Origin of the sequence: Agrobacterium vitis, from assembly GCF_013426735.1 — a bacterium.
In the GTDB taxonomy this organism is placed as follows: Bacteria; Pseudomonadota; Alphaproteobacteria; order Rhizobiales; family Rhizobiaceae; genus Allorhizobium; species Allorhizobium vitis_D.
Genome location: NZ_AP023273.1, coordinates 925,772 through 949,142, shown reverse-complemented (window position 1 = coordinate 949,142; position 23,371 = coordinate 925,772). Strand labels below are relative to the sequence as shown.

Here is a 23,371-nt window from a genome sequence, read left to right as displayed (position 1 = left end):
TCAGCCCTGGCCGTTGCTGTCGGGCCTGTCTTTCAGCTCGGCGACGAGTTTTGAAAGATCACCACGGTTTTGCAGAATGTCTTCGAGAAGCCGTTCGAGGTCTTCGGAACGGTCCGCCTTGCTGAGCAGGTCGCGCAACTCATTGCGGGCATCCAGAAGCGCTTTCAGCGCTGGCACCTGCTGCACCACAGATCCCGGCAAGAAATCGTCCATGCTTTCGAACTTCAGATTGACGCCGATGTCGGTGCCGTCATTGTCAATGGTATTCTTCACCTGGATATTCAGGCCGGGCGTCATGCGGCGCATCACATCGTCGAAATTGTCCCGGTCGATCTGGACGAATTTCCGCTCGTTGAACGGCTTCAGCGGCTGGGTCGGGTTACCGGAGAAATCGCCGAGCACACCCACCACGAAAGGCAGTTCCTTGATCACCATCGCACCTTCGGTTTCCACCTCGTATTTGATGTGGACCCTGGGCTTGCGAACCCGCTCTAGCTTTTCATGCACACTTGCCATCACTGACCCTCCTTGCGTGCCCCCTGGGCATCAAAAAATCCGGTAGGCGGATGCCGAAGCTTCCGCCGATGCGTGTTAGTTTCCGCTCTCTTTGGCCGGTTTGATGCCGGCAGCAATGAGAATGGCATTTCTGGTCTGTACTTCCGGCAGCAACTCCGTCAGCAATTCGGAAAAATCCATACGTCCGCGCCGCACCAGGGTTTCAATCGACAGCGAAATCGGCGAATGCGGTTCCGTGCGGCGGAAATAGCGGGCGACATTCATCAGGAGGTCGAAGGCGTCTTCACGCGAAGCAATGCCTTCAGGGCCCTCGGCTGAGCGGGCAGCGGGCTGGATTGCGCCGGCCGCAGCATTCTTTTGGGTCGTCTGTCCATCTTCACCTGAAGGGGTGGCATTCTGATTGGCAGGCAATGTCGCGTCGTCGCGCCCGCCAAGACTGCGAATTGCAGCAATGATTTCCTCAAGCACGTTGCGGATATTGGATGCCGGTGGGGCAAACTGTCCGTAGCGCTGGGTAACGAGCGCATTGAAGCTATTGAAGGCGGCGAGGCATGTGTTGACCTCGGCCAGATGAGCGGAGAGAGCAGCTATTCCGGCCTCGGCTGCGGCCTGATGCAGGCTATCGCGCAAACCCGTTTCATCACTGCGCTGGGCAAGTTGATAATCCCAAAGCGTGAATTCACCGAATTTCCCAAGCGGCAAAAGTGAAGACAGGCGTAAGGGCTGAATCAATGTTCCCTCGGCACCAAAACCGTTCAATCCGGCAAAGGGTGCCAGCTTTTCCTCGATATCGTCATCATCAATCGAATGAAGCTCGTCGCTATGTCGTTCTATAAGCGACGCCGTCGCTTCATAAACTTCACTCAGGCCGGGAAACCCCTCAAGTCGCAAACGGGATTCTGCAAGCCAAGCCAATACTTCGAGATCTTTGCTGACGGAAGAAGTAATTTGCAATCCAAGATTGCTCACTAGGTTCCAGCTTTGGGAAACTTTGATAACCTCTCCAGGTGTCGTAGATCTTTCTTCCGTCCTTGCTTGGTTTCTTGCGTCCTTAATTCTGTAGTATACCTCACGATAATTAGCATCCACGCGAATATTTATTCCGCAAGGTCCGTTTTCTACTAATGCTGTAGCCAATTCATTGTCGATCAACGATAGACTAGCCCCATTTTGAATTAACTAATATATGCTACTTGTTAATGTGGGGCGCAGTTATATTTTTGTCAACCTGAGGTCATTTGTTTGATGTCGGGGGTGATGCCTGACTTTGCATATCTTAAAAAATTTATCTCGCGCTCTGGACAGGTTGGGGTAATCGCCTTAGTTGTTCATTCCAACGAAGGTAAGGTCGTTGCTGGGGAGGCTTTTTGCATGTCGCATATTGACCTCAATCGATTGATCGAATCGCTTGAGCCTAATTTGCGTGTCGCGCTTGAGACGGCTGCATCCACAGCAGCCGGGCGCGGACACGGACAAGTTGATATTGCTCATCTGCTTGCCGCCGTCATGGACGCGGCGTCGTTTCAACCTGTGTTGGAGCAATTGGGCTTGCCCATTGCAGCGCTTCGCCGCGAAGTGAGCGATGCGCTCGATGACACCGTGGTGTCCGGGTCCGGTCAGCTCGCTTTATCCCAGAATATTCTGACTTTGGGTCGTGAAGCCTGGATTTGTGCTTCGCTCCAGTCTGGAAGACGTGCGATTACGCTTGCCGATATATTTGCGGCCATGGACGATGAGCCGTCGCTTCGGGCCTTGACCCGTGGTCGTTTCCCGTCGCTGAGGATGCTGGACCGAACGGCACTCGAAACGCTTTTGCAGACAGACGTTGTCGCCGAGACGCCAAAGTCTTCGCTGTCTCCTGCCTCCGCCCGGGAAGACGAGTTCCTGCGGCTTTACACTCATGACCTTACCGAGGATGCGCGTGCGGGCCGGCTTGATCCGGTCGTCGGCCGTGATGGCGAACTTCGCCAGATGATCGACATCTTGTTGCGCCGGCGACAGAATAACCCGATCCTGGTCGGTGAAGCGGGTGTTGGCAAGACAGCGGTGGCCGAAGCGCTGGCGCTGGAGATTGCCGCTGGACGCGTGCCGGAAAAATTGCAATCCGTACGGCTGCTGATGCTCGATCTGACTCTGTTGCAGGCAGGCGCTGGCGTGAAGGGTGAGTTCGAACGGCGATTGACCGGCGTTATCGAAGCGGTGAAACGTTCGCCGGAGCCTATCATCCTGTTTATCGATGAAGCGCATGGTCTGATCGGTGCCGGTGGGGCAAGCGGGCAGGGCGATGCCGCCAATATTTTCAAGCCCGCGCTAGCACGGGGCGAAGTGCGGACCATCGCTGCCACGACCTGGAGCGAGTACAAGAAGTATTTCGAAAAAGATGCCGCACTGACCAGACGCTTCCAGCCTGTGCATGTGCGTGAGCCGGACGAGGAAACCGCGATCCGAATGTTACGCGGAATAGCTGAGACCTTCATGGCCCATCATGGGGTGAAGATCCGTGACGAGGCTATCGTTGCTGCCGTGCAACTTTCTGCGCGCTTCCTGCCCGCTCGCCAATTGCCTGATAAGGCGGTCAGCCTGATCGATACCGCCGCAGCCACGGTTTCGCTGGCGCGCCAGACGGTGCCGGAACAGTTGCTGCTTCTTAAAAGCGAGCTTGCGCATCTCACGGTAGAGACCGACTGGCTTGCCCGTGAGCCGGAAAATACGGATGTGCAGGAGCGCCGCCAGGCCGTGACCACTGAAATGGAGCGTCTGGCTAAGGAAATCGATAGCCTCCAAGCTCGCTATGATGCTGAAATTGCAACGCTGGCAGCGAGGGATGAAGCGTCAACTGTAGTCAGTGGTACGACGGCTTCCAAGGATACGCCTGATGTGAACGTCACCCCATTGATCACTCCTCTGCGGACACGGGGGCTTACCCGCCGCGCGGCGTCCTTGGCGCCGACTTCCGCTGGGGAGGAAAAGCTTGTGCCACATGAGGTCGATCGCAATGTTGTTGCCGCCGTCCTGGCGCGGTGGACCGGCATTCCTCTGGGCAAACTGCTGGCCGACCAGATTGAAAGCGCAAAAAGCCTCGATATGAGGTTGAAGGAAAAGGTGATCGGCCAGGATGCCGCGCTGGAAAGGATTGGCGATGCCATGCGCGCCGCACGCGCCGGGCTTTCCGATCCGCGACGTCCGCCTGCCGTGTTCATGCTGGTCGGCATGTCGGGAACCGGTAAAACTGAAACCGCGCTGACCCTGGCCGACCTGATGTATGGTGGTAGCCAGCATCTGACGACGATCAACATGTCGGAGTTCAAGGAAGAGCATAAAGTATCCATGCTGCTTGGCGCCCCTCCGGGCTATGTCGGCTATGGCGAAGGCGGAGTGCTGACCGAAGCCGTGCGGCGTCGGCCCTATGGCGTGCTGTTGCTGGACGAAATCGACAAGGCGCATCCCGGCGTTCAGGATATTTTCTATCAGGTCTTCGACAAGGGAATGTTGCGCGATGGCGAAGGCCGCGATGTTGACTTCCGCAATACCACGATTTTCATGACGGCCAATACCGGCTCGGAATTGCTGGCCTCCTTGGCCCTTGATCCAGACACCATGCCCGAAGGTGAGGCGTTGGAAGCATTGTTGATGCCGGAACTGCAAAAGCAGTTCAAGCCGGCCTTCCTTGGGCGCACGCTGCTGTTGCCGTTCATGCCGCTGGGCAAGGATGCCCTGTCGCGGATCGTCGATATTCAGATCGACCGCATTCGGGAACGGATTTCTTCGGCCTATGGCACAGATCTTGTTCTGTCCGAAGAGGCCCGCAATGCGCTGGTCGGACGCGCCGTTGCAAGTGAGATCGGAGCTCGTGCCATCGAAATCATGATTGGCCGGGATCTGTTGCCGCCGCTTTCCAGCTTTTTCCTTGAGCTGGTCGCATCCGGCGGAAAGGTTGCCGAAGCGCAGGTAACCCATGATGAAAAAGGGTTCGGCGTTCGCGCCGGGGCCGCTGGGGGAAACGAGGAATTCGTCGATGCCTCTGGTCTATCGATGGATAAGGATGCCGCGTCGGAAGGGGTATCCAGACGCATGCGGCAGTGAGTGAAAGGTGAACCATACCTCGCCGTGAACGAGGTGATTTCAATTTATATAGGAGAATTTATATGCCGATTTATCTGAAGGTCGATGGTATCCAGGGTGATGCGACCCACGAAGAGCACCGCAACTGGATGGACATCGAGGCTATTCACTGGAACGTTAGCCGCGCCATGAACACCACGGCTGGCTCGACTGCCAACCGTGAAGCCTCTGAACCCGCAATTTCCGAAGTTATCCTGACCAAGGTCAGCGATTCCTCTTCCACGAAATTGTTCCAGGAAGCCTGCGCTGGCCGCACTGGCAAGCAAGCGGTGATCCACATGGTCACTACCGGCAATCCCGGCAATACCTATATCGAATACACGCTCACCAACACGCTGATCGCCAATTATTCCGTCGATTCCAGTGGTGATCGTCCGGTCGAAACCATTAAGCTGAACTTCACCAAGATCGAAGTGAAGTATACGCCTTACGACGACCAGAACAACCCGAAGTCGCCGATGATCGCATCTTACGATCTTTCGACTACAAAGGCTGCGTAATCCGCCTTTCTCCTGCAGCGGCACCGCCTTCGGGCGGTGCCGTATTTGTCGTGATGCCGATATTTCGGATGCGCCGTTTGAGCGAATGTTCCCTGATAGCGTCTTCAAGGTGAGGGTGCGTGAGCAACTTCGGCCTTCGGTGTCAAGCAAGTCTATCGTGATCCAAGGAGAAGGCTATGCCTGATTTCGATGTATCTTCATCAGGTTTGAAGATGAAGCCGTTTAACAGCAATGATGTTTCCCAGCCCATGAGCCGTATGGGACGAGGTCCGTCACTGGATTATATTACCTATGCACCCGGCCCGCGCGAGGTTGCCTCTCGCAACGCCGTTGGAGGCGCTGCTGCATCTGCGCTGCGCATGGGATCGGAGGCTCTAAACAGCTATGCCTTGACCCATTGGGCAAAGAAGTGGCTGGAAAACAACGAAACCAAAATCCTCGCAAAACTTTTGGAAACCGGCGATGGCGCCTTTGTCGTTCAAGTGAACTACATGGAATCGGACGCCAATGAGACCCGAACCTATCTTAGCCGCGATATTTATCTGCTTGGTACCGTGCCAAAGGTTTCTGACGCGGGGCGGATACTGACGCCAGAGCTGATGTATGGCCCAAAGATCGATGCGCAACGTCCCAATAATTCGATCAAGTTCCGCTATGCCTACCTGGTGGGCGAGCGCCTCTGACATTTTGAGGTCTCGCATCTCGTTTGCACCGAATGCTTTCAAGGCGAGGATGCGTCAGCATTTTCGCGCCGTGGTGTTAGACTGTGGGGCTGCTGTGAGAAATGCGAAGAACAGATATTCGTCTGTTGTCCGCAGCCATGTCATCGGCGTGATGATTCATTACGAAATCGAGCACGCATCGCGGTGAACTGTCGTTTGACCCAGCCGGATGGCAGTTGCGATTCCTCTCCAAACCTCGCGAGGCTCGACAGCGTGTTGATGCTCTGGTAATCACGGCCATGGCAATTAACCAAAATATAATGTCGAGGGACGAGGAACAGATTTTTTCAAAAGATCTGAGACCTGGTGTTCTCGTTGCCATTATCGCCCTTGCGGTTGCCTATCTCGGGTTTTTCTTTGCGTCACCTTTGCCCGCGTCGCTTGGCGCGCACGGGTCTGCACTTTTACATGCGCCCCAGCAGACACAGCATCTGGCGGCACGGGAAAATGGCAGCCGGGCTGTTGCACTTGCGTCCCGGCCCGATCCACGAGTTCCAGTGCCGCCGCCTGTGGCTGTACTGAGCTTGGGGGCTGAGCATTTCCTGCTTGTCGGGCGGTCTTCTGTCCAGCGTGTCGAGCGTTATTCGCCGTTGGTTTCCGGGCGGATTTCGCGGGCTAACCTGGCCAGGGCGCCGCCATCCTTGTCTGCCTAATCCCGTTTTTCGATCAACGCGCGACCGCGCGCCGACCGTCTGCCGTGCAATCCCTGTGATCAGGACTATGCCGTAGACATCAGGTGTTTCATAAAAGCCTAAAGCCTTTTTTCGGCGTTTGGCATGTGAATACGCCTCGGCAAGCAGCGGCGCAGGCATGGATACTGTTCTATGAAAACCTCTCCCTGGCTTGTGGCCACCTATGTGGTCATCATCGCCTTTGGCATTCTAACGGCACTGCCGAATATTCTCTCGACAAACACTCTCAATAGCTTTCCCTCCTGGTTCCCGAAGGACAAGGTCGCACTTGGCCTTGACCTGCGCGGCGGCTCTCATCTGGTGCTTGAGGTTGATAGCGCCGATCTGGTGCAGGAAAGACTGCAAAGCCTGATTCAGGATTCGCGTCGGGCGCTGCGCGATGATGGTGTCGATGCGGCGACAGTGCGCAAGAGCGGCTCCTCGCTGGTCGTGACCCTTCAATCGGCGGAGCAAAGAGCCGCAGCATTGACCGCCTTGGGTAAGCTTGCCCATCCGGTCGGCCTGACGGGCGCGCCTGATCTGGCGTTTACGGGTGAGGGCGCCACCATATCCATTACACTTGCCGAGGCCGGAATTACCGACCGGGCCAATGCCGGGGTTGAACAGAGCCTGGAAATCATTCGCCAGCGTATCGACCAGGTTGGCGTTGCCGAACCGACGATCCAGCGCATCGGTGGCGATCGTATTCTTGTGCAGCTTCCGGGTACGCAGGACCCGGCGCGCATTCGTGAACTTCTTGGCTCCACCGCCAAGATGAGCTTTCACATGCTGTCGGAAAGCGCCACGGATGGTACAGCTGTACCACGCGGCGTCACGATGCTGAAGGACGATGAGGGCCGCACCTATCCGGTTGATGACCGGGTGGAACTGGCAGGCGACCGCCTGACCGATGCCCGCGTCGGCTTCGATCCGAACACCAATGAGCCGCTGGTCAGTTTCCGCTTCGATACGGCAGGTGCGGCGCGTTTTGCCGAAATCACCCGTACCAATGTCGGCAAGCCTTTTGCCATTGTGCTGGATGACAAGGTTCTGTCGGCCCCTGTCATCCGTGAGCCGATTACCGGTGGTTCCGGCCAGATTTCCGGGAATTTCACGGTTGAAAGCGCAACGGACCTTGCGGCCTTGCTGCGCGCCGGGGCGCTGCCCGTCAAGTTGACGGTCATTGAAGAGCGGACGGTTGGCGCTGACCTTGGCGCGGACGCGATCAAGATGGGCGTCTATACCGGGCTGATCGGCTTTGCCCTAGTCGTCGGCTTCATGATCGTGCTCTACGGTGGCTGGGGAATTATCGCCAATCTGGCACTCGGTCTCAACGTTATCCTGACCTTCGCCTGCTTGTCGCTGATTGGCGCGACGCTGACCCTGCCGGGTATCGCCGGCATCGTGCTCGGCATTGGCCTTGCGGTTGACGCCAACGTCCTGATTAACGAGCGGATTCGAGAAGAAACCCGCAAGGGTCGTGGTGCCATGGCGGCGCTGGATGCCGGTTTCCGCCGGGCCTATTCTACCATTATCGATAGTAATGTAACGGCACTGATTGCCACTCTGCTGCTGTTCTGGTTCGGCTCTGGCCCGGTTCGCGGTTTTGCGATCACCATGGGTCTGGGCATTGCCATATCGATGTTTACAGCGGTTTCGGTGGTGCGTGTCGTCATGCTTGCCATTGTCCGGCGGTACAAGCTGAAGCGTCTCGATATCAAGCCGCTGCTGCCTGTCCAGCTCATCCCTGACGGAACACGCATTCGCTTCATGAAGGCGCGTTTCCTTGGTATCGGTATTTCTGCCTTTCTGTCGATTGCCTCTCTCATCCTGTTCTTCACGCCGGGCTTGAATTACGGCGTCGATTTTCGTGGTGGTATCCAGCTTGAAGTGGTGACCCAGGACCGCGCCGATCTCGCGGCCTTCCGCTCGGGGCTGGACGGGCTTGGGCTGGGCGATGTCACGCTTCAGGAATTCGGCGATGCTCGTCATCTGCTGGTACGCGTCGAGCGGCAACCGGGCGGGGAAGAGGCGCAGACTGCGGCGGTGGAGCGGCTGAGAACCGAGGTAAAGGTTATCGATGCAACGGCGTCGGTAGAGCGCACAGAAGTTGTCGGCCCGAAAGTCTCGGGGGAATTGGCGACGGCGGGTATCCTTTCGGTCGTCCTCGCCAGCCTGGCGATGCTCGCCTATATTTGGGCGCGGTTCGAATGGCCTTTCGCGGTTGGCGCTATCGCGACACTCGTTCTCGACGTCACCAAGACGATTGGCTTCTTCGCGCTCACCGGGCTTGATTTCAACCTGACGGCCATCGCGGCGCTGCTGACCCTGGTCGGTTATTCCGTCAACGACAAGGTTGTCGTCTATGACCGGATGCGCGAAAATATGCGGCTTTACAAGACGATGCCGCTGCGCGAACTGATCGATCTGTCGATCAATGAAACGCTGGCCCGCAGCCTTTACACATCGGCCACCGCCTTTCTGTCTCTGCTGCCCATGGCCATCTGGGGCGGTAGCGCGGTTGAGAGCTTTGCCGTGCCAATGATTTTCGGCATTGCCATTGCGGCCTCATCGTCTGTGTTTATTGCCGCACCGATCCTGCTGTTTCTTGGGGATTGGCGTCGCAAGCGGGCAGCAGTTCCGGAAAAGCCAGCCGGTTCCGTCGAGGCTTGATCAACAGGTCCCGGCTGCCATCCTCGGAAGGCAGCCGGGTTTTCCAGCTTATGCTGCGTCTTCGGCAGTTGCTGTCGCATCGTGACGCGCTTCCTCAAGCCGCGCATACAGTTGATCGGCAATGTCGCGGGCATGATGCGCAACCTGGGGCAGACCCATTAATTCCCCAAAGGTACCACGGGCAAGCGGTCCGGCGACCAGCAGGCCCGGCATTACCACGCCATGCTGGTCGAGAAGGCGCGATTGCCGGTCGCAATGCAGCCCAAGACCGGTGGGGTCGAGGCCGATCAAGCCCTTAAGCGCAAGGTTGCGGAGATAAGGCTGGTTATCGATGATGGCACCATGCGCCGGACCGGTGGCAATGACTACGGCATCGACAACACGCGACACCTTTTCGGTACTGCGCGCTAGACGTAGAGAGACACGAATTTTCGAGCCATCATAGGATACCGTTTGTACCGACGCTGCCAGTATCTCCATCTGGCCCCTGCTGATCGCCTGGTTGATGGACCCCTCGATTTGCGGGGCGATGCGGAACCGATGCACATCCCAAAACGGGCGTAGGTGGCGCACCAGGCGCCGCCTTTCATCGAGCGGCAATCCACCCCAGATCTCCTGCGCTTGGGCGCGGACCGCATCCAGCACGGCATGCCAGCTGATGCCTTCCGCTGAGGCATGGTTGATCTGTTCACGGATGCGGCGGGTCAGCTGCCGGATCGACCGACTGGGCGGGTCGATAAAGTCCCCATAGGGCTCCTGTACCGTCCCGGCATGGCCTCTGGAACGCAGGCCGCGCCTTGAAATGCTGGTGATCGGCCCTTGATGATTTCGCGCCAGCAAGGACGCAGCGATATCGGCACCCGTCAGGCCGTTGCCTACAATCAATACATTGTCTTCCTGGCGAATGGCGTTGAGCGCATCCGACACGGTCGCATCGGGGATGAAGCGTGGGTGTCCTTCCAGAACGGCGGCAAGCGCCTTTGGTGGCCTGGGGGAGGGATGACTGGTGGCAATCACCACATCATCTGCCTCCAGTGTTGTTCCATCCGCTTGTGTCAAGCGCCAGCCTCGGGTGGACGGGTCCAGCGCAACGACATCGGATTTGACATGCTCTATCCGGCCATTGGCCAGATAAGGCACCAGCTTCGAGGCGATATAAGCACCGAAATCGCGACGGCGCGGAAATAGCCTGCCATCGTCCAAAGCCGCTTGCCTGTCGTCCTCATCCAGACGGTGCTTGCCGACCCAATCGAGAAAGTCGAGAGGCTCGTCCGGGTCGAGGCTCATCCGGTCTGCGGGGACATTGATGCGATGAGCCGGATCGGCCGTGTCGTAGGCAAGTCCGCCGCCAAGTCTGGCACGCGGTTCGTAAATGACGATGCGAACACGGCCGGGCTGTATCTTGCGGGCCAGATTCCAGGCGACGGCCGCACCTGTAAAACCGCCTCCAATGATGGCGATTATTGGCGACTTTTTGGCCTGAGGCAGGTTGGCGGCAGGCATGGAAGTTTCTCCACGAGATTTCATCGGCATCAGGCTACTTCATCGCGCAGAAAACCGGAAACGGTGCGATGCTTTTATCAACTCCAGGCATGCAGTGGTGGTTTCTCGCCATTCAGGTAATATTTGCCGAGAATGGAATATTTCCAGCGCACCGGGTCATGCAGCGTATGGGTTCGGGCATTGCGCCAATGACGGTCCAGATTGTGCTCGGCCAAAGTCGATCTCGTGCCTGCGAGTTCGAACAATTTATTGGTCGCCTCAATAGCAATCTCGGTTGAAAGAATTTTCGCCTCGGCGGTGATGATTTGCGCTTGGGCGACGGTGTCGGCATTGGGATTGGTAACAGCGACGTCGATGGCTCTGCCGGCTTTTTCAAGCAATGCCTGGGCCGCATGCAGGCGCAGCGACAGGCTGCCAACAGCCTGGATCGTATACGGGTCGTCGCTGGCGCGATCCAGTCCGGAATCCACCCAGGGGCGGGATTTTGTGCGGACGAAATCGATAGTTTCGACAATTGCCGCCTGGGCGATGCCGGTATCGACGGCAACCTGAATGATCTGGAAAATTGCGCCGTCGGCAGTCGGCACCTCATAGCCCTTGTAGCCTGGAACCAGCCAGGCCTTGTCCACCTTGACATTCTCCAGAATGACCGTGCCTGATAGCGTGGTGCGCTGGCCGAAACTGGACCAGTCGTCGATAACCGTCAGGCCCGGTGCATCGCGGTCGGCGATGGCGTACCAGGCGCGGCCCTCCTCATCGAGCGCGACGATTGGCACCTTATGGGCAAGCAATGCGCCGGAGGAGTAGAATTTCTTGCCGTTAACGATGACATGATCACCGTGATCGGTAAATTTCGTTTCGAAATCGGCGGCCCGTTTCGAGCCGAATTCCGAAAAGGCATTGCCCAGCCGCAAGCCTTTCAGCACTTCCCCGAAGATCAATTGCTGTTGGGCTTTGTCGGACACGGTGCGAATTGCCGCCACGACGCCCAGATGGTTCTGCGCCACCTGTCCGATGGAGGAATCGGCCTGCGAAATGATTTCGACGACCTTCGCCAGCGTGGCATAAGAAAGCTCGGGGCCACCAAATTCCTTTGGGACATTGATCGACCAGAGGCCGCTTTGGGAAAAAGCGTCGAGTTCCGCAACCGGCCAAATTCTGTCCCGGTCCCGGATCGCCGCATCCTTGGCAAAATCTGCTGCGAGGCGATGGGCGATCTCGATGGCTTCCGCATCGCTTCTGATCACATGCGCGGGCTCAATGGGGCGCGGAATGGCGGGTATTCCTGATGTTTCCGGCTTGGCAATGATATTCATGAAAATCTCCCTGGGTTAACGGGCAAGTGCGTGTGGTGATCGGTTATTCGGCAGCTTGCAGTGCGCCGTCTTCCCGCGCTTCCAGTTCGCGCACCAACGGAATGACCTTTTTGCCAAAAAACTCCACCTCTTCCTGGAAATGCAGGAAGCCCATCAGAATCAGGTCCGCACCGGCGCGTTTATGCTCGATGATGCGTTCTGCGACCTGTTGCGGCGTGCCGATCAGGTTGGATTTGAAGCCATCGTTATATTGGACCAGATCCTGGAAGGTGGATTTTGCCCAATTGCCTTCGCGCTCCGGCGAGGCATTGCCGGCATTCTGAACTTCATGCTTGAAGCCATTGACGGCATCTGGAATGGCCTTGTCGATGATTTCCTTCAGGGTGTCCTGAGCTTCCTGCTCGGTGTCGCGGACAATGCCGAAGGCATTCATGCCAATCCTGGTGCGCCAGGTTTTGCCGAATAGTTTTTCCTTGGCGCGGATGTCATCGACCTGGGATTGCAGGCCTTCCGGCGTGTTGCCGTTGGTGAAATACCAATCCGACACGCGGGCCGCCATGTCTCGCGCAGCGCGTGAGGAGCCGCCCTGGAAGACCTGTGGAACGCCGCCTTCCGGCTTCGGTTTCATGGAATAGTCGTTGAAGCGATAGAAATCGCCGCGCAGATTATAGCTGTCCTCGGTCCAGATGCCGCGAATGGCCCGGATGAATTCTTCTGAGCGACGGTACCGTTCGTCATGGTCCAGCCATGGTTCGCCAATCGACGTAAATTCACCCCGGAACCAGCCGGAGACAATGTTCACATCGACGCGCCCGTTGGTGAGGTGGCTGATTGTGGCGATCTGCTTGGCAAGCAGGGCCGGGTGCCAGGGGCCGGGAAGCACGGCGGCGATGACCCGCAGCTTTTCCGTCGCCGCCAGTAGGGCGTGGCTGAAAGACACGGATTCGTGCTGGTTATCGGCGCCATAACCGGCGGTGAAGCGGATCTGGCTAAGGGCGTAATCGAAGCCGCTCTGCTCGGCAATCTGCGCCAGCTTGCGGTTATACTCTATCCCCCAATGGGTCCGTTGTTCGATGGAACTGATGACCAATCCGCCGGAGACATTGGGAACCCAATAGGCGAATTTCAGCGGCTCTCTTTTCTGGTGTGGCATATCCGTCTCCTCCATTGGGTTTCAAAAGTGACCTGCAACATTGCATGCGATCTCGCTGGCCGCATCGCGCAGTATTTATAAACGATAGAAATAGTAGATAATAAATCAAAGGTCATATACGCTGTCCGGTAGAGGCCAGTTGGAATAATTTGCTCAAAAAGTCCGGCGGATGAGACGGGTCTTGCTGCTTCGGAGCCTTACAATGCAGCCGTGTAGCTCCCGGTTTTTCTCTCTTGCATTTGTTGGGAATCTTGAATAGATAAATTCAACTATTCAAGGAATATTGAAATATGGATCAAAAACAGGCTCTCTCCGCCTTCGCCGCTCTTTCCCAGGAAACCCGGCTGCTGATCGTCCGTATGCTTGTTGTGGCTGGGCCAGATGGCATGGCGGCCGGTGCGCTCGCCGAAAAGATCGACGTGTCTCCCTCCAATATCTCCTTCCATCTCAAGGAGCTTGAACATTCCGGATTGATTGGCGCGCAACGGCAGTCACGGTCGATTATTTATACCGCCAATTATGCCGCCCTGGGCGGACTTGTCCGGTTTCTGATGGAGGATTGCTGTTCAGGACATCCTGACATCTGCGTGCCCGTTGCCGAGCTTGCCGTCTGCTGTGCTCCGGGATCGAAGCCACCGGTCGCCACGTCATTGGAGCGATAAACAGATGTCCACATTCGAACGTTATCTGACGGTCTGGGTTTTTCTCTGCATTCTTGCAGGGATAGCGCTTGGACATGCCATGCCCGGTGTGTTTCAGGTCATCGGTGCCGCCGAAATCGCCAAGGTTAATATCCCGGTTGCGGTGCTGATCTGGTTGATGATCATCCCGATGTTGATCAAGATCGATTTCGCAGCGCTTGGGCAGGTTGGCCGCCATTGGCGCGGCATCGGTGTTACGCTGTTCATCAATTGGGCGGTCAAACCCTTTTCTATGGCGCTGCTTGGCTGGCTGTTTATCGGCACCCTGTTTCGGCCCTTGCTTCCGGCTGTGCAGATCGATTCCTATATTGCCGGACTGATCATCCTGGCTGCGGCACCCTGCACCGCCATGGTCTTCGTCTGGTCGAACCTGACAAAGGGCGAGCCTCATTTTACCCTTTCGCAGGTCGCATTGAACGATGCGATCATGGTCGTGGCCTTTGCACCCATCGTCGGCCTGTTGCTTGGCCTGTCTGCCATCACCGTACCTTGGGATACCCTGGTGTTTTCGGTGGTGCTCTACATCATCCTTCCAGTGATCGCGGCGCAGATTTTGCGGCGCAGTCTGACCTCGTCCGGCTCTTCGGCCTTGCTCGACCGTTTGCTGAAGGTGCTGCAACCGATGTCGCTTGTAGCGTTGCTGGTCACGCTGGTATTGCTGTTCGGGTTCCAGGGTGAGCAGATCATTGCCCAGCCAACCATTATCGCCCTGCTGGCCGTGCCGATCCTGATCCAGGTCTATTTCAATTCGGGCCTCGCCTATCTGCTGAACCGCATGACGGGTGAGCAACATTGCATTGCCGGTCCTTCAGCCCTGATTGGCGCATCGAATTTCTTCGAACTGGCAGTTGCCGCTGCCATCAGCCTGTTCGGCTTCAATTCCGGTGCTGCCCTTGCCACGGTCGTCGGCGTTCTCATCGAAGTGCCAGTCATGCTGTCTGTCGTCTGGATCGTCAATCGCAGCAAGGGCTGGTACGAGCGCGGCACGGCGGTGCAGGCTGCCGGTCTTTCCCAAGCCAATAGTCATGAAACAAATACCCAGGAGAAGGTCCGGTCATGAACGCCACTATCTATCACAACCCCGACTGCGGCACGTCACGAAACACGCTGGCAATGATCCGCAATGCAGGCATCGAACCGCTGGTTATCGAATATCTGAGCAACCCACCAACGCGAGGCGAACTGGCCAGGATGATTGCCGATGCCGGTCTTTCGGTGCGTGAAGCGATCCGGGAAAAGGGTACGCCCTATGCCCAGCTCGGGCTGGACAATCCTGATCTCACCGACGAGCAATTGCTGGATGCGATGCTGGAACACCCGATCCTGATCAATCGTCCGTTCGTGATCACCCCGCTTGGGACGCGCCTGACCCGGCCCTCCGAACGGGTCCTGGAGATCCTGCCCAATACCCATCATGGAGCGTTCACCAAGGAAGACGGTGAAAAGGTTTTGGATGGCGAGGGTAAACGCCTTGTCTGATTTGCTAGCAGCTGTCGAACAGCATTTGAAGCAACCAGACATGGCAGCCTTGAGGCCTCCGGTCTCCACGCACAAGCCTCGAATCCTTATCCTGTATGGCTCTCTGCGGGTTGTGTCTTACAGCCGGTTATTGGCGCAGGAAGCGGGCCGGCTGCTTGAGCATTTCGGGTGCGAAGTGCGTATCTTCGATCCGACGGACTTACCCTTGCCCGATGCCGAGCCGGTCAGTCATCCGAAAGTCCAGGAATTGCGTGATCTGTCGGCATGGTCGGAAGGTCAGGTCTGGGTCAGCCCTGAACGCCATGGTGCGATGACCGGTATCATGAAATCCCAGATCGACTGGATTCCGCTTTCCATCGGTGCCGTGCGTCCGACCCAGGGGAAGACACTGGCTGTCATGCAGGTTTCGGGTGGATCGCAGTCCTTCAATGCGGTCAACCAGATGCGCATTCTTGGCCGCTGGATGCGGATGATTACCATTCCCAACCAATCCTCCGTTGCCAAGGCATTCCAGGAGTTTGGCGCTGACGGGCGCATGCAACCCTCCTCCTATTATGACCGGGTCGTTGATGTCTGCGAGGAACTGGTGAAGTTTACGCTCCTGACACGAGATGCATCTGGCTATCTGACCGACCGCTACAGCGAGCGGAAGGAAGCGGCTGAAAAGCGCGAGACATTCACGGGCAACACAACATCATGAGCCTGAATAGGAGCAGTCCCAGCCGCTTGTTGCTCTCGACCGACCGGGGCGAGATCTTTGCGATCATCGCTTTGGGGCTGACGCAAATCATCGGTTACGGCACGCTCTATTATAGTTTCAGTATTCTCGCCCCCGCGATGGCGGCGGATCTTGGCTGGTCGAGCGAATGGATTTTTGCAACTCTTTCCGCTGCTCTGCTGGCAGGCGGACTGGTAGCACCTTGGGTAGGACGCATCATAGATGATCATGGTGCAGGTCGGGTCCTGACGGTGGGATCAATGATCGCTGCGCTGTCCCTGGCCGCTTGCGCGCTTGCGCCGGGCGAGATTACATTTGTAATGGCGCTGATCGTCATTGAGATGGCATCGACCCTGGTGCAATATACCGCGGCTTTTGCCTTTCTTGTCCAGTTTCGGCCTCAGAGTGCGCAACGCAATATCACCTATCTGACTTTGATCGCCGGTTTTGCCTCAACGATTTTCTGGCCATTGACCTCAGCCCTTCATGCCGATCTCAGCTGGCGGCAAGTCTATCTGGTTTACGCCCTTCTGCATCTTGCCGTTTGCTTGCCGCTTCATCGGTGGCTGGCACGGCGGGTGGGTGAGCGTTATACACCAGTTATCGCTCCCAGCGCGATGCAACATCGTATCGTGGAAGGCGGGCTGCCCGACAGGTTGCGACCTATCGCCTTTCTCCTGATGGTGACAGGTTTTGCGCTTGAAAGCTTCGTGAATGCGGCCTTGCTCGTGCATATGGTGCCGCTGTTGACGGCGCTTGGCCTTGGCTCCGCCGCTATCCTGGTCGGAACCCTGTTTGGCCCATCGCAAGTTCTCAGTCGCTTCACCAATATGATGTTTGGCCGCGATCTGTCTCAACTGACATTGGCACTGGTTTCGGCACTGCTGATGCCGGGGGCGGTTGCTGTGCTTTTGTTGACGGCGCCGTCGTTTTCAGGCGCATTGATTTTTGCGATCCTATTCGGCTTGGGCTCCGGCCTTGGCAGCATCGTCCAGGGAACCCTGCCACTAGCATTGTTCGGCAGCGCCGGCTATGGCAGGCGCCAGGGGCAAGTCACCGCCGTTCGGTTGGTCGTGTCTTCGACGGCCCCTTTCGCTTTCGCATGGATGATGGAAAACATGGGTACGGATCTCGCTCTTGCAATCAACACCGCCATTGGCGGTGTTGCGGTCCTTGCCTTCCTGGCAATTGCACATTTGGCCCAGCGTCAGCGCACAATGCCAACATAGTCTCTCGGGGCCTCAAAGCCGTCACACCAGCACAAAGCGATAACCAACCCCGGCTTCGGTGAGGATGATTGCCGGTTGGCTTTCGTCTTTTTCGATCTTGGCGCGGATCTGGCGAATAAAGACGCGCAGATATTGAAGGTCGTGGGCATGGGCCGGGCCCCATACCTCTTTCAGCAAGGCACCATGGGTCAAGACGCGACCCGCATGGGTGGCGAGCAGGCGCAGCAGGTCATATTCCTTCGGCGTCAGCTTGACCGGCTGATCCGCTCTTGTGACGAGGCGGCGGTCGATGTCGATGACGAGTTCACCACTGCGGATGATGGATGGGGCCGGTTCCGCTTGCGGTTTATGGCGAAGGGCGACGCGAATGCGGGCCGTCAATTCGCCGATTCCGAACGGTTTTTCGAGATAGTCGTCGGCACCGAGATCAAGGGCTGCGATTTTTTCGATCTCACGGTCGCGGGCAGACAGCACGATGATCGGGATCGGGTTCCAGTGGCGCAATTGGGCGATCACCTCTTTGCCATCCATATCAGGCAGGCCGAGATCGAGGATCAGCAGGTCCGGCACGGCGGTTGCCACCAGCGCCAATGCCTGCTTGCCCGTATCGGCTTCAATCACCTCGTAACCGGCCGCCGCAAGTGCAGGGCGCAGGAACCTTAGGATCTGCGGCTCATCATCGACGACGAGAATGCGTTGCCCTTTCATGCCTCAGTCCGGTCCTTTTCCATATTCTCCAACGGAAAACGCAGGGTGAACCGCGTGCCTATCCGTTTCACTGCCGGGCTTTCGACGGTGATCGTGCCGCCCATCGCCTCGACAAAGCCCTTGGCAATGGCAAGGCCAAGGCCGGTCCCCGGCTTGCGGCCATCCGCTCCCTTGCCGCGACGGTAGAACTTTTCAAAGATCCGGTCGATGTCTTTTTCCGAAATGCCCTTGCCCATGTCCGTTACCGAAAGCGATAGCACTGTATCATCGGCGCGGGCATAGACGGTGACCGGCTCGCCACCGCCATGTTTACAGGCATTGTCGATCAGGTTGAACAACACCTGACCCAGAAGCAGGCTATCCGCCCGCAGCAAGGGCAGGTCCTTGGCAATGCTGGCGCTGATCTCTGTGGCTGGTGCGACACGGCGAGCACGGGCGATGCTGTCCGAAATCACATCGTTCAAATCTACCCAATCGTGCTTGGCTTCCAATGCCCCGGCCTCAATCCGGGTCATGTCCAGGAGATTGCCGACAAAACGCGACAGCCTTTCACCCTCTTCCTCGATGGATTGCAGCAGGTCGCGGCGGCTTTCGACGGGCATGCGCTCGCCAAATTCCTTCAGGCTGGTGACAGCGCCGGTAATCGTGGCAAGCGGCGTGCGCAGATCGTGGGAGATGGAAGACAGGAGCGTTGACTGGAAACGTTCCCGCTCCAAGCGCGCCTGGTCCTCTACACTGCGGATCGTCAGGTTGGCCCGGTCGAGAGCAATCGTCACCTGGTCGAGAATGGCGGACAGCGCCCGCTCCTCCATCGGATCGAGTGGCTCCCCAGTCATTTCATGGCCACAGACCGCCAGTGTACCGGCAGGACTGCGCAAGGGCCGAAATTGCAGTTTTGAATTCGGTAGAGTGCCGGTGCCGGCACCCGCTGTCTCGCCTTTTTCGAGAGCAAAACGGGCCGCTGCCATTTCCGCCACCCCAAGCTCGGTATCCGGCGGCCAGCAGGAACGTAAAGCCAGTGTGCCATTCTGCGGCGAGAGCAAGGCGACAGGCCGCTTGATAATACCGTTCAACTGGCTGACGGCGGTCCAGACCACGCCATCGGCATCCACCGTGCCTGCAAGTTTTGAAGAGACGTCGTACAGGATCTGCGTCTGTGTGGCGCGACGGGCCGCAATCTGCCCCTGGGCGCGTATCCGTGCGGCAATGCCACCGGCGATCAGCGCGGCGGCGATGAACATGACGAAGGCAAAGACTTCATGCGGCGCGGCGATGGTCAGGGTGAAAACCGGTGAGATGAAAAAGAAATTATAGGCCAGCGCCGACAGAACGGAGGTCAGAACGGCGGCGACATAGCCCTCGCGCAGAGCTGAAACCAGCACGGCCAGCAGAAACAGCATCGACACATTGGGTAGCGCCACGAACTCAATGATGCCGCGTGCGCCGATGGCGGCCACCGTGGTGGTGAGCAGAGCGGTGATGATGTCCCTTGGCCGAACCGGCAAGGTCTTCCGGGAAAAGGCTTTCGTCCGCTGGACATGCTTTGCGGACTCTGGCGCTGCTTCTCCGGTGATCAGATGAATGCCCATGCCGGATCTGACGTCCAGCAAGGCATCCGGCAGGGAATGGCGGAAAAGCCTTTGCCAGCGGGAACGCTTCGGTGCGCCGATGACGATTTGGGTGACGTGTTCCTTCTTGGCGAGACGCAGGATTTCGTGAACGAAATCGCGGCCCTGGACGCGCCGGGTTTCTGCACCAAACCGCTCCGCCAGCCGAAACAGCTCTTCGATCCGGGTCTGGTCGCCGGGATTTTCATCCGCCTGGTCGGCCTGTTCCAGAGAGACGACCAACCAGCGGGCATTCATCCCCGACGCGAGATTGCTGGCGGTGCGCACCACTTTTTCCGAGAGCGCATCCGGGCCGATACAGACAAGCAGCCGCTCACCCGTGCGCCACGGTCCTTCAATGGCATTCTGTTTGAGGTAATCGACCATCTGGTCATCGACCCGGTCGGCAGTGCGTCGCAAGGCCAGTTCGCGCAGCGCGGTCAGATTGCCAAGACGAAAGAAGCTGTCGGTGGCGCGACGGGCATTGTCAGGCAGGTAGATCTTGCCCTCTCGTAGCCGGACGATCAGTTCTTCCGGTGGCAGGTCGATGAGCACGACCACATCGGCCTGTTTCAACACCCGGTCTGGCACGGTTTCCCGCACCTGGACGCCGGTGATTTGCGTGACGATGTCCGAGAGGCTTTCGAGATGCTGGATGTTCAAGGCGGTCCAGACGTCGATTCCGGCAGCCAGAAGTTCCTCGATGTCCTGGTGGCGTTTCGGATGGCGGCTTTCCGGGACATTGCTATGGGCAAGCTCATCGACAATGATGACCGCAGGACGGCGGGCAAGCGCCGCGTCGATGTCGAATTCCTCTAGGACACGGTCCTTGTAGGCAATCTGCTTGCGCGGCAGGGTTTCGAGCCCGTCCGTCAGCAATTCGGTTTCGCTGCGACCATGGGTTTCGACCAGGCCGATAACGATATCAATGCCCGCCGTCTTTTGACCGCGGGCACGTGATAACATGGCATAGGTTTTTCCAACTCCGGGCGCTGCTCCCAGAAAAATCGTCAGTTTTCCCCGTCCGTCCCGGTTGGCGAGCCCAAGCAGGGCGTCAGGATCGGGACGGCGGTTGGTGTCGCGCTGGGCGTCGGACATGAGTAGACCTTATTGAGTGGCTCCTGCCGCATCGAGCGCCATGTTCAGCCGCAATACATTGACCCTTGGCTCACCGATCACGCCCAAAAGCCGTGGTTGCACCTGGGCTTCCACCAGCGCTGCCACATCCTTTTCCGGCATGTTGCGGGCTTTGGCAACCAGCGCCACCTGTTGGCGAGCATTTTCAGGCGAGATATCCGGGTCAAGCCCGGAAGCGGATGACGTGACGGCATCGGCAGGCACCGGCCCGCTGCGACCGTTCGCTTGCCAGGCGGTGACAGCGGCGGCAATCTGGTCCTTCAGCTTTTGCGAGGTGGCGCCAAGATTGGTGCCGCCTGAGGCCAGCGGATTATAGGGCGAATTGCTGGTGGCCGATGGACGGGAGGCGAAATAGCGTGGCGACGTGAAGGTTTGGCCGATCAGAGCCGAGCCGACCACGGCATCGCCTTTCTTAACAATGCTGCCATTGGCCTGGGCGGGAAGCACCGCTTGCGCAACGCCTGTCATGGCGAGCGGATAGGCGAGGCCGCAAAGACCGGTAAACAGCACGGTCATGGTGATGGCGGGACGAAGATGGGACAGCATGATTACACCCAATGCAGCGTTGTAATGGCGAGATCGACAATCTTGATGCCGATAAAGGGAAGGACCAATCCGCCCAGCCCATAGACCAGAAGATTGCGGCGCAGCAGTGCTGCGGCCCCAACCGGGCGGTATGCAACTCCCTTGAGGGCAAGCGGGATCAGCGCAACGATAATAAGCGCGTTGAAGATCACTGCCGAGAGGATGGCCGATTGCGGCGAGGCGAGCTGCATGATGTTGAGCGCGGCAAGCCCCGGATAGGCGGTGACAAACAGAGCCGGAATGATGGCGAAATATTTGGCGACGTCATTGGCAATCGAAAACGTCGTCAGCGAACCGCGTGTCATCAACAGCTGTTTGCCGATTTCGACAATCTCGATCAGCTTGGTCGGGCTGGAATCCAGATCGACCATATTGGCGGCTTCACGGGCGGCCTGCGTGCCGGTTTGCATGGCGACACCGACATCGGCCTGGGCCAGCGCCGGGGCGTCATTGGTGCCATCGCCGCACATGGCGATCAACCGGCTGCCCTGCTGTGCCTTGCGTATATAGGCAAGCTTGTCTTCAGGCGTCGCCTGGGCCAGAAAATCATCCACACCGGCTTCAGAGGCAATTGCTGCGGCGGTGATCGGGTTGTCACCCGTGACCATCACCGTGCGGATGCCCATGGCGCGCAGGGCGGCGAAGCGTTCCTTGATGCCGGGCTTGACCACGTCCTTCAGGTGAATGACCCCCAGCAACCGGCTGCCATCGGCAACGGCCAGCGGCGTGCCGCCCGATTGGGCGATCCGGGTAACGGCGTCGGTAAAGGCGCGTGGTGCGGATGCCGCGTCGAGACCGGTAAAGGCCAGGACCGAATCCACCGCACCCTTGCGCAGACGCTTAGCCCCGATATCGACGCCGGAAAGCCGGGTTTCGGCAGTGAACGGGATGACCGCATCCGGTGCCGCATCGGGGGCGGATTGGCCGTATTCGCCGGTCGCCAAGGCGACGATGGAGCGGCCTTCAGGGGTTTCATCGGAAAGGCTAGCAAGAAGGGCAGCCTCGGCGATTTCAGTGGCGCTGACGCCAGGCACGGCGATGAAATCGCTGGCCATGCGGTTGCCGAAGGTGATGGTGCCGGTCTTGTCGAGCAGCAGCGTATCGACATCGCCCGCCGCTTCCACGGCGCGGCCTGAGGTGGCGATGACGTTGAAGCGCACCAACCGGTCCATGCCAGCAATGCCGATGGCCGATAGCAGGCCGCCGATCGTGGTCGGGATCAGCGTCACCAGAAGGGCGGCCATGACCGTAACCGTCAGCACCACGCCGGAATAGCTGGCAAGACCCCAGAGTGTGACGACGGCGATCACGAAGATCAATGTCAACCCGGAGAGCAGGATCGACAGAGCGATTTCATTCGGGGTTTTCTGGCGTTCGGCCCCTTCGATCAGCGCAATCATCCGGTCAACGAAGGACGAGCCGGGAGCTGTGGTGATCTTGATGCGGATCTCGTCCGAAAGAACCTGGGTTCCGCCTGTCACAGCAGAGCGGTCGCCGCCAGCCTCGCGGATGACTGGTGCGGATTCGCCGGTAATGGCGCTTTCGTTGACTGAGGCAACGCCTTCAATCACTTCGCCATCGCCGGGAATGAGTTCGCCAGCCGCGACCAGTACCACATCGCCAATCTTCAGCGTGGTGGCGGCAACCGTGGTTGTTTCCCGGCTGCTGGCGGCATTGCCTGACACTTTGCGGGCAGAAAGCTCGCTCTTGGTGCGGCGCAGGCTATCGGCCTGCGCCTTGCCCCTGCCTTCGGCAACGGCTTCAGCGAAGGTGGCAAACAACACGGTAAACCAGAGCCAGGCGGCAATCTGGCCGGAGAACACCGCTGAATTTCCGGTAATCAGGTCGCGGACGGCAAGGATCGTGACGACCATGGCGACAATTTCGGTGACAAACATCACCGGATTTCGGATCAGTTGCCGTGGGTCGAGCTTCACGAAGGCATCTTTGAACGCGCCCTTGAGGATCGACGGTTCAAACAGCCGTTGGGCGGGCCTGGTCTCTGTGGTGGATTGTGACTGTGTCATGATG

19 protein-coding genes are annotated in these 23,371 nt (G+C 58.1%); 10 read left to right on the top strand and 9 right to left on the bottom strand.

The window, feature by feature from the left end:
• Complete coding sequence (gene tssB / locus H1Y61_RS21470; protein ID WP_156553084.1) at positions 1-516, bottom strand: type VI secretion system contractile sheath small subunit; 516 nt, start codon at positions 514-516, stop codon at positions 1-3.
• A gap of 75 nt (positions 517-591) precedes the next feature.
• Positions 592-1,668: a type VI secretion system protein TssA gene (gene tssA / locus H1Y61_RS21465; protein ID WP_180574769.1), complete on the bottom strand. Its 1,077-nt coding sequence runs from the start codon at positions 1,666-1,668 to the stop codon at positions 592-594.
• A 219-nt stretch (positions 1,669-1,887) separates the two neighbouring features.
• Here tssA and tssH point away from each other — a divergent pair, with 219 nt between their 5' ends.
• The 5 genes from tssH (at position 1,888) to secD (ending at position 9,204) form a co-directional block, all read left to right on the top strand.
• A complete protein-coding gene (gene tssH, locus H1Y61_RS21460) occupies positions 1,888-4,599 on the top strand; it encodes a type VI secretion system ATPase TssH (RefSeq protein ID WP_180574768.1) in 2,712 nt (903 codons plus the stop codon).
• A 62-nt stretch (positions 4,600-4,661) separates the two neighbouring features.
• Positions 4,662-5,138 carry an Hcp family type VI secretion system effector gene (locus H1Y61_RS21455; RefSeq protein WP_012654308.1) on the top strand — a complete coding sequence of 159 codons (477 nt, stop codon included), beginning with the start codon at positions 4,662-4,664 and terminating at the stop codon, positions 5,136-5,138.
• A gap of 176 nt (positions 5,139-5,314) precedes the next feature.
• Positions 5,315-5,821 carry a hypothetical protein gene (locus H1Y61_RS21450; protein WP_180574767.1) on the top strand — a complete coding sequence of 169 codons (507 nt, stop codon included), beginning with the start codon at positions 5,315-5,317 and terminating at the stop codon, positions 5,819-5,821.
• 278 nt (positions 5,822-6,099) lie between these two features.
• On the top strand, positions 6,100-6,513 hold the full coding sequence (locus H1Y61_RS21445; RefSeq protein WP_180574766.1) for a hypothetical protein: 414 nt from the start codon (positions 6,100-6,102) through the stop codon (positions 6,511-6,513).
• Between the two features lie 171 nt (positions 6,514-6,684).
• Complete coding sequence (gene secD / locus H1Y61_RS21440; RefSeq protein WP_180574765.1) at positions 6,685-9,204, top strand: protein translocase subunit SecD; 2,520 nt, start codon at positions 6,685-6,687, stop codon at positions 9,202-9,204.
• A 48-nt stretch (positions 9,205-9,252) separates the two neighbouring features.
• Here the strand turns inward: secD and H1Y61_RS21435 are convergent, their stop codons facing one another.
• From H1Y61_RS21435 to sfnG, 3 genes are all read right to left on the bottom strand, one after another.
• Positions 9,253-10,707 (bottom strand): FAD/NAD(P)-binding protein, encoded by a 1,455-nt coding sequence (locus H1Y61_RS21435; RefSeq protein WP_180574764.1) that lies wholly within the window; start codon positions 10,705-10,707, stop codon positions 9,253-9,255.
• Positions 10,708-10,784: 77 nt separating this feature from the next.
• Positions 10,785-12,023, bottom strand: a complete 1,239-nt coding sequence (locus H1Y61_RS21430; RefSeq protein ID WP_180574763.1) for an SfnB family sulfur acquisition oxidoreductase — start codon at positions 12,021-12,023, stop codon at positions 10,785-10,787.
• 43 nt (positions 12,024-12,066) lie between these two features.
• Positions 12,067-13,176, bottom strand: a complete 1,110-nt coding sequence (sfnG, locus tag H1Y61_RS21425; protein WP_180574762.1) for a dimethylsulfone monooxygenase SfnG — start codon at positions 13,174-13,176, stop codon at positions 12,067-12,069.
• A gap of 290 nt (positions 13,177-13,466) precedes the next feature.
• Between sfnG and H1Y61_RS21420 the strand changes: the two genes are divergently transcribed.
• From H1Y61_RS21420 to arsK, 5 genes are read left to right on the top strand one after another with little or no spacing between them, the layout of a single operon-like run.
• The gene (locus tag H1Y61_RS21420) at positions 13,467-13,838 is read left to right on the top strand and encodes an ArsR/SmtB family transcription factor (RefSeq protein ID WP_180574761.1); all 372 of its coding nucleotides are present in this window, start codon (positions 13,467-13,469) and stop codon (positions 13,836-13,838) included.
• 4 nt (positions 13,839-13,842) lie between these two features.
• Entirely contained in the window at positions 13,843-14,937 is a 1,095-nt protein-coding gene (gene arsB, locus H1Y61_RS21415) for an ACR3 family arsenite efflux transporter (RefSeq protein WP_180574760.1), read from the top strand.
• Complete coding sequence (arsC, locus tag H1Y61_RS21410) at positions 14,934-15,356, top strand: arsenate reductase (glutaredoxin) (RefSeq protein WP_180574759.1); 423 nt, start codon at positions 14,934-14,936, stop codon at positions 15,354-15,356. Before arsB ends, arsC begins: the two co-directional genes overlap by 4 nt.
• Positions 15,331-16,056, top strand: coding sequence for an arsenical resistance protein ArsH (arsH, locus tag H1Y61_RS21405; RefSeq protein ID WP_180574758.1), 726 nt, complete (start codon positions 15,331-15,333; stop codon positions 16,054-16,056). Before arsC ends, arsH begins: the two co-directional genes overlap by 26 nt.
• Entirely contained in the window at positions 16,053-17,303 is a 1,251-nt protein-coding gene (gene arsK / locus H1Y61_RS21400) for an arsenite efflux MFS transporter ArsK (RefSeq protein WP_180574757.1), read from the top strand. The genes arsH and arsK overlap by 4 nt, the downstream gene beginning before the upstream one ends.
• A 21-nt stretch (positions 17,304-17,324) precedes the next feature.
• Here arsK and H1Y61_RS21395 read toward each other — a convergent pair whose 3' ends face one another.
• Genes H1Y61_RS21395 through kdpB form a run of 4 tightly spaced genes read right to left on the bottom strand, consistent with a single transcriptional unit; the run spans position 17,325 to position 23,367 of the window.
• Positions 17,325-18,011 carry a response regulator gene (locus tag H1Y61_RS21395; protein WP_180574756.1) on the bottom strand — a complete coding sequence of 229 codons (687 nt, stop codon included), beginning with the start codon at positions 18,009-18,011 and terminating at the stop codon, positions 17,325-17,327.
• Positions 18,008-20,716: a sensor histidine kinase gene (locus H1Y61_RS21390; RefSeq protein ID WP_180574755.1), complete on the bottom strand. Its 2,709-nt coding sequence runs from the start codon at positions 20,714-20,716 to the stop codon at positions 18,008-18,010. Before H1Y61_RS21390 ends, H1Y61_RS21395 begins: the two co-directional genes overlap by 4 nt.
• Positions 20,717-20,725: 9 nt before the next feature.
• A complete protein-coding gene (gene kdpC, locus H1Y61_RS21385) occupies positions 20,726-21,301 on the bottom strand; it encodes a potassium-transporting ATPase subunit KdpC (protein WP_180574754.1) in 576 nt (191 codons plus the stop codon).
• Positions 21,302-21,303: 2 nt separating this feature from the next.
• The gene (kdpB, locus tag H1Y61_RS21380) at positions 21,304-23,367 is read right to left on the bottom strand and encodes a potassium-transporting ATPase subunit KdpB (protein ID WP_180574753.1); all 2,064 of its coding nucleotides are present in this window, start codon (positions 23,365-23,367) and stop codon (positions 21,304-21,306) included.
• Positions 23,368-23,371 lie beyond the last annotated feature (4 nt).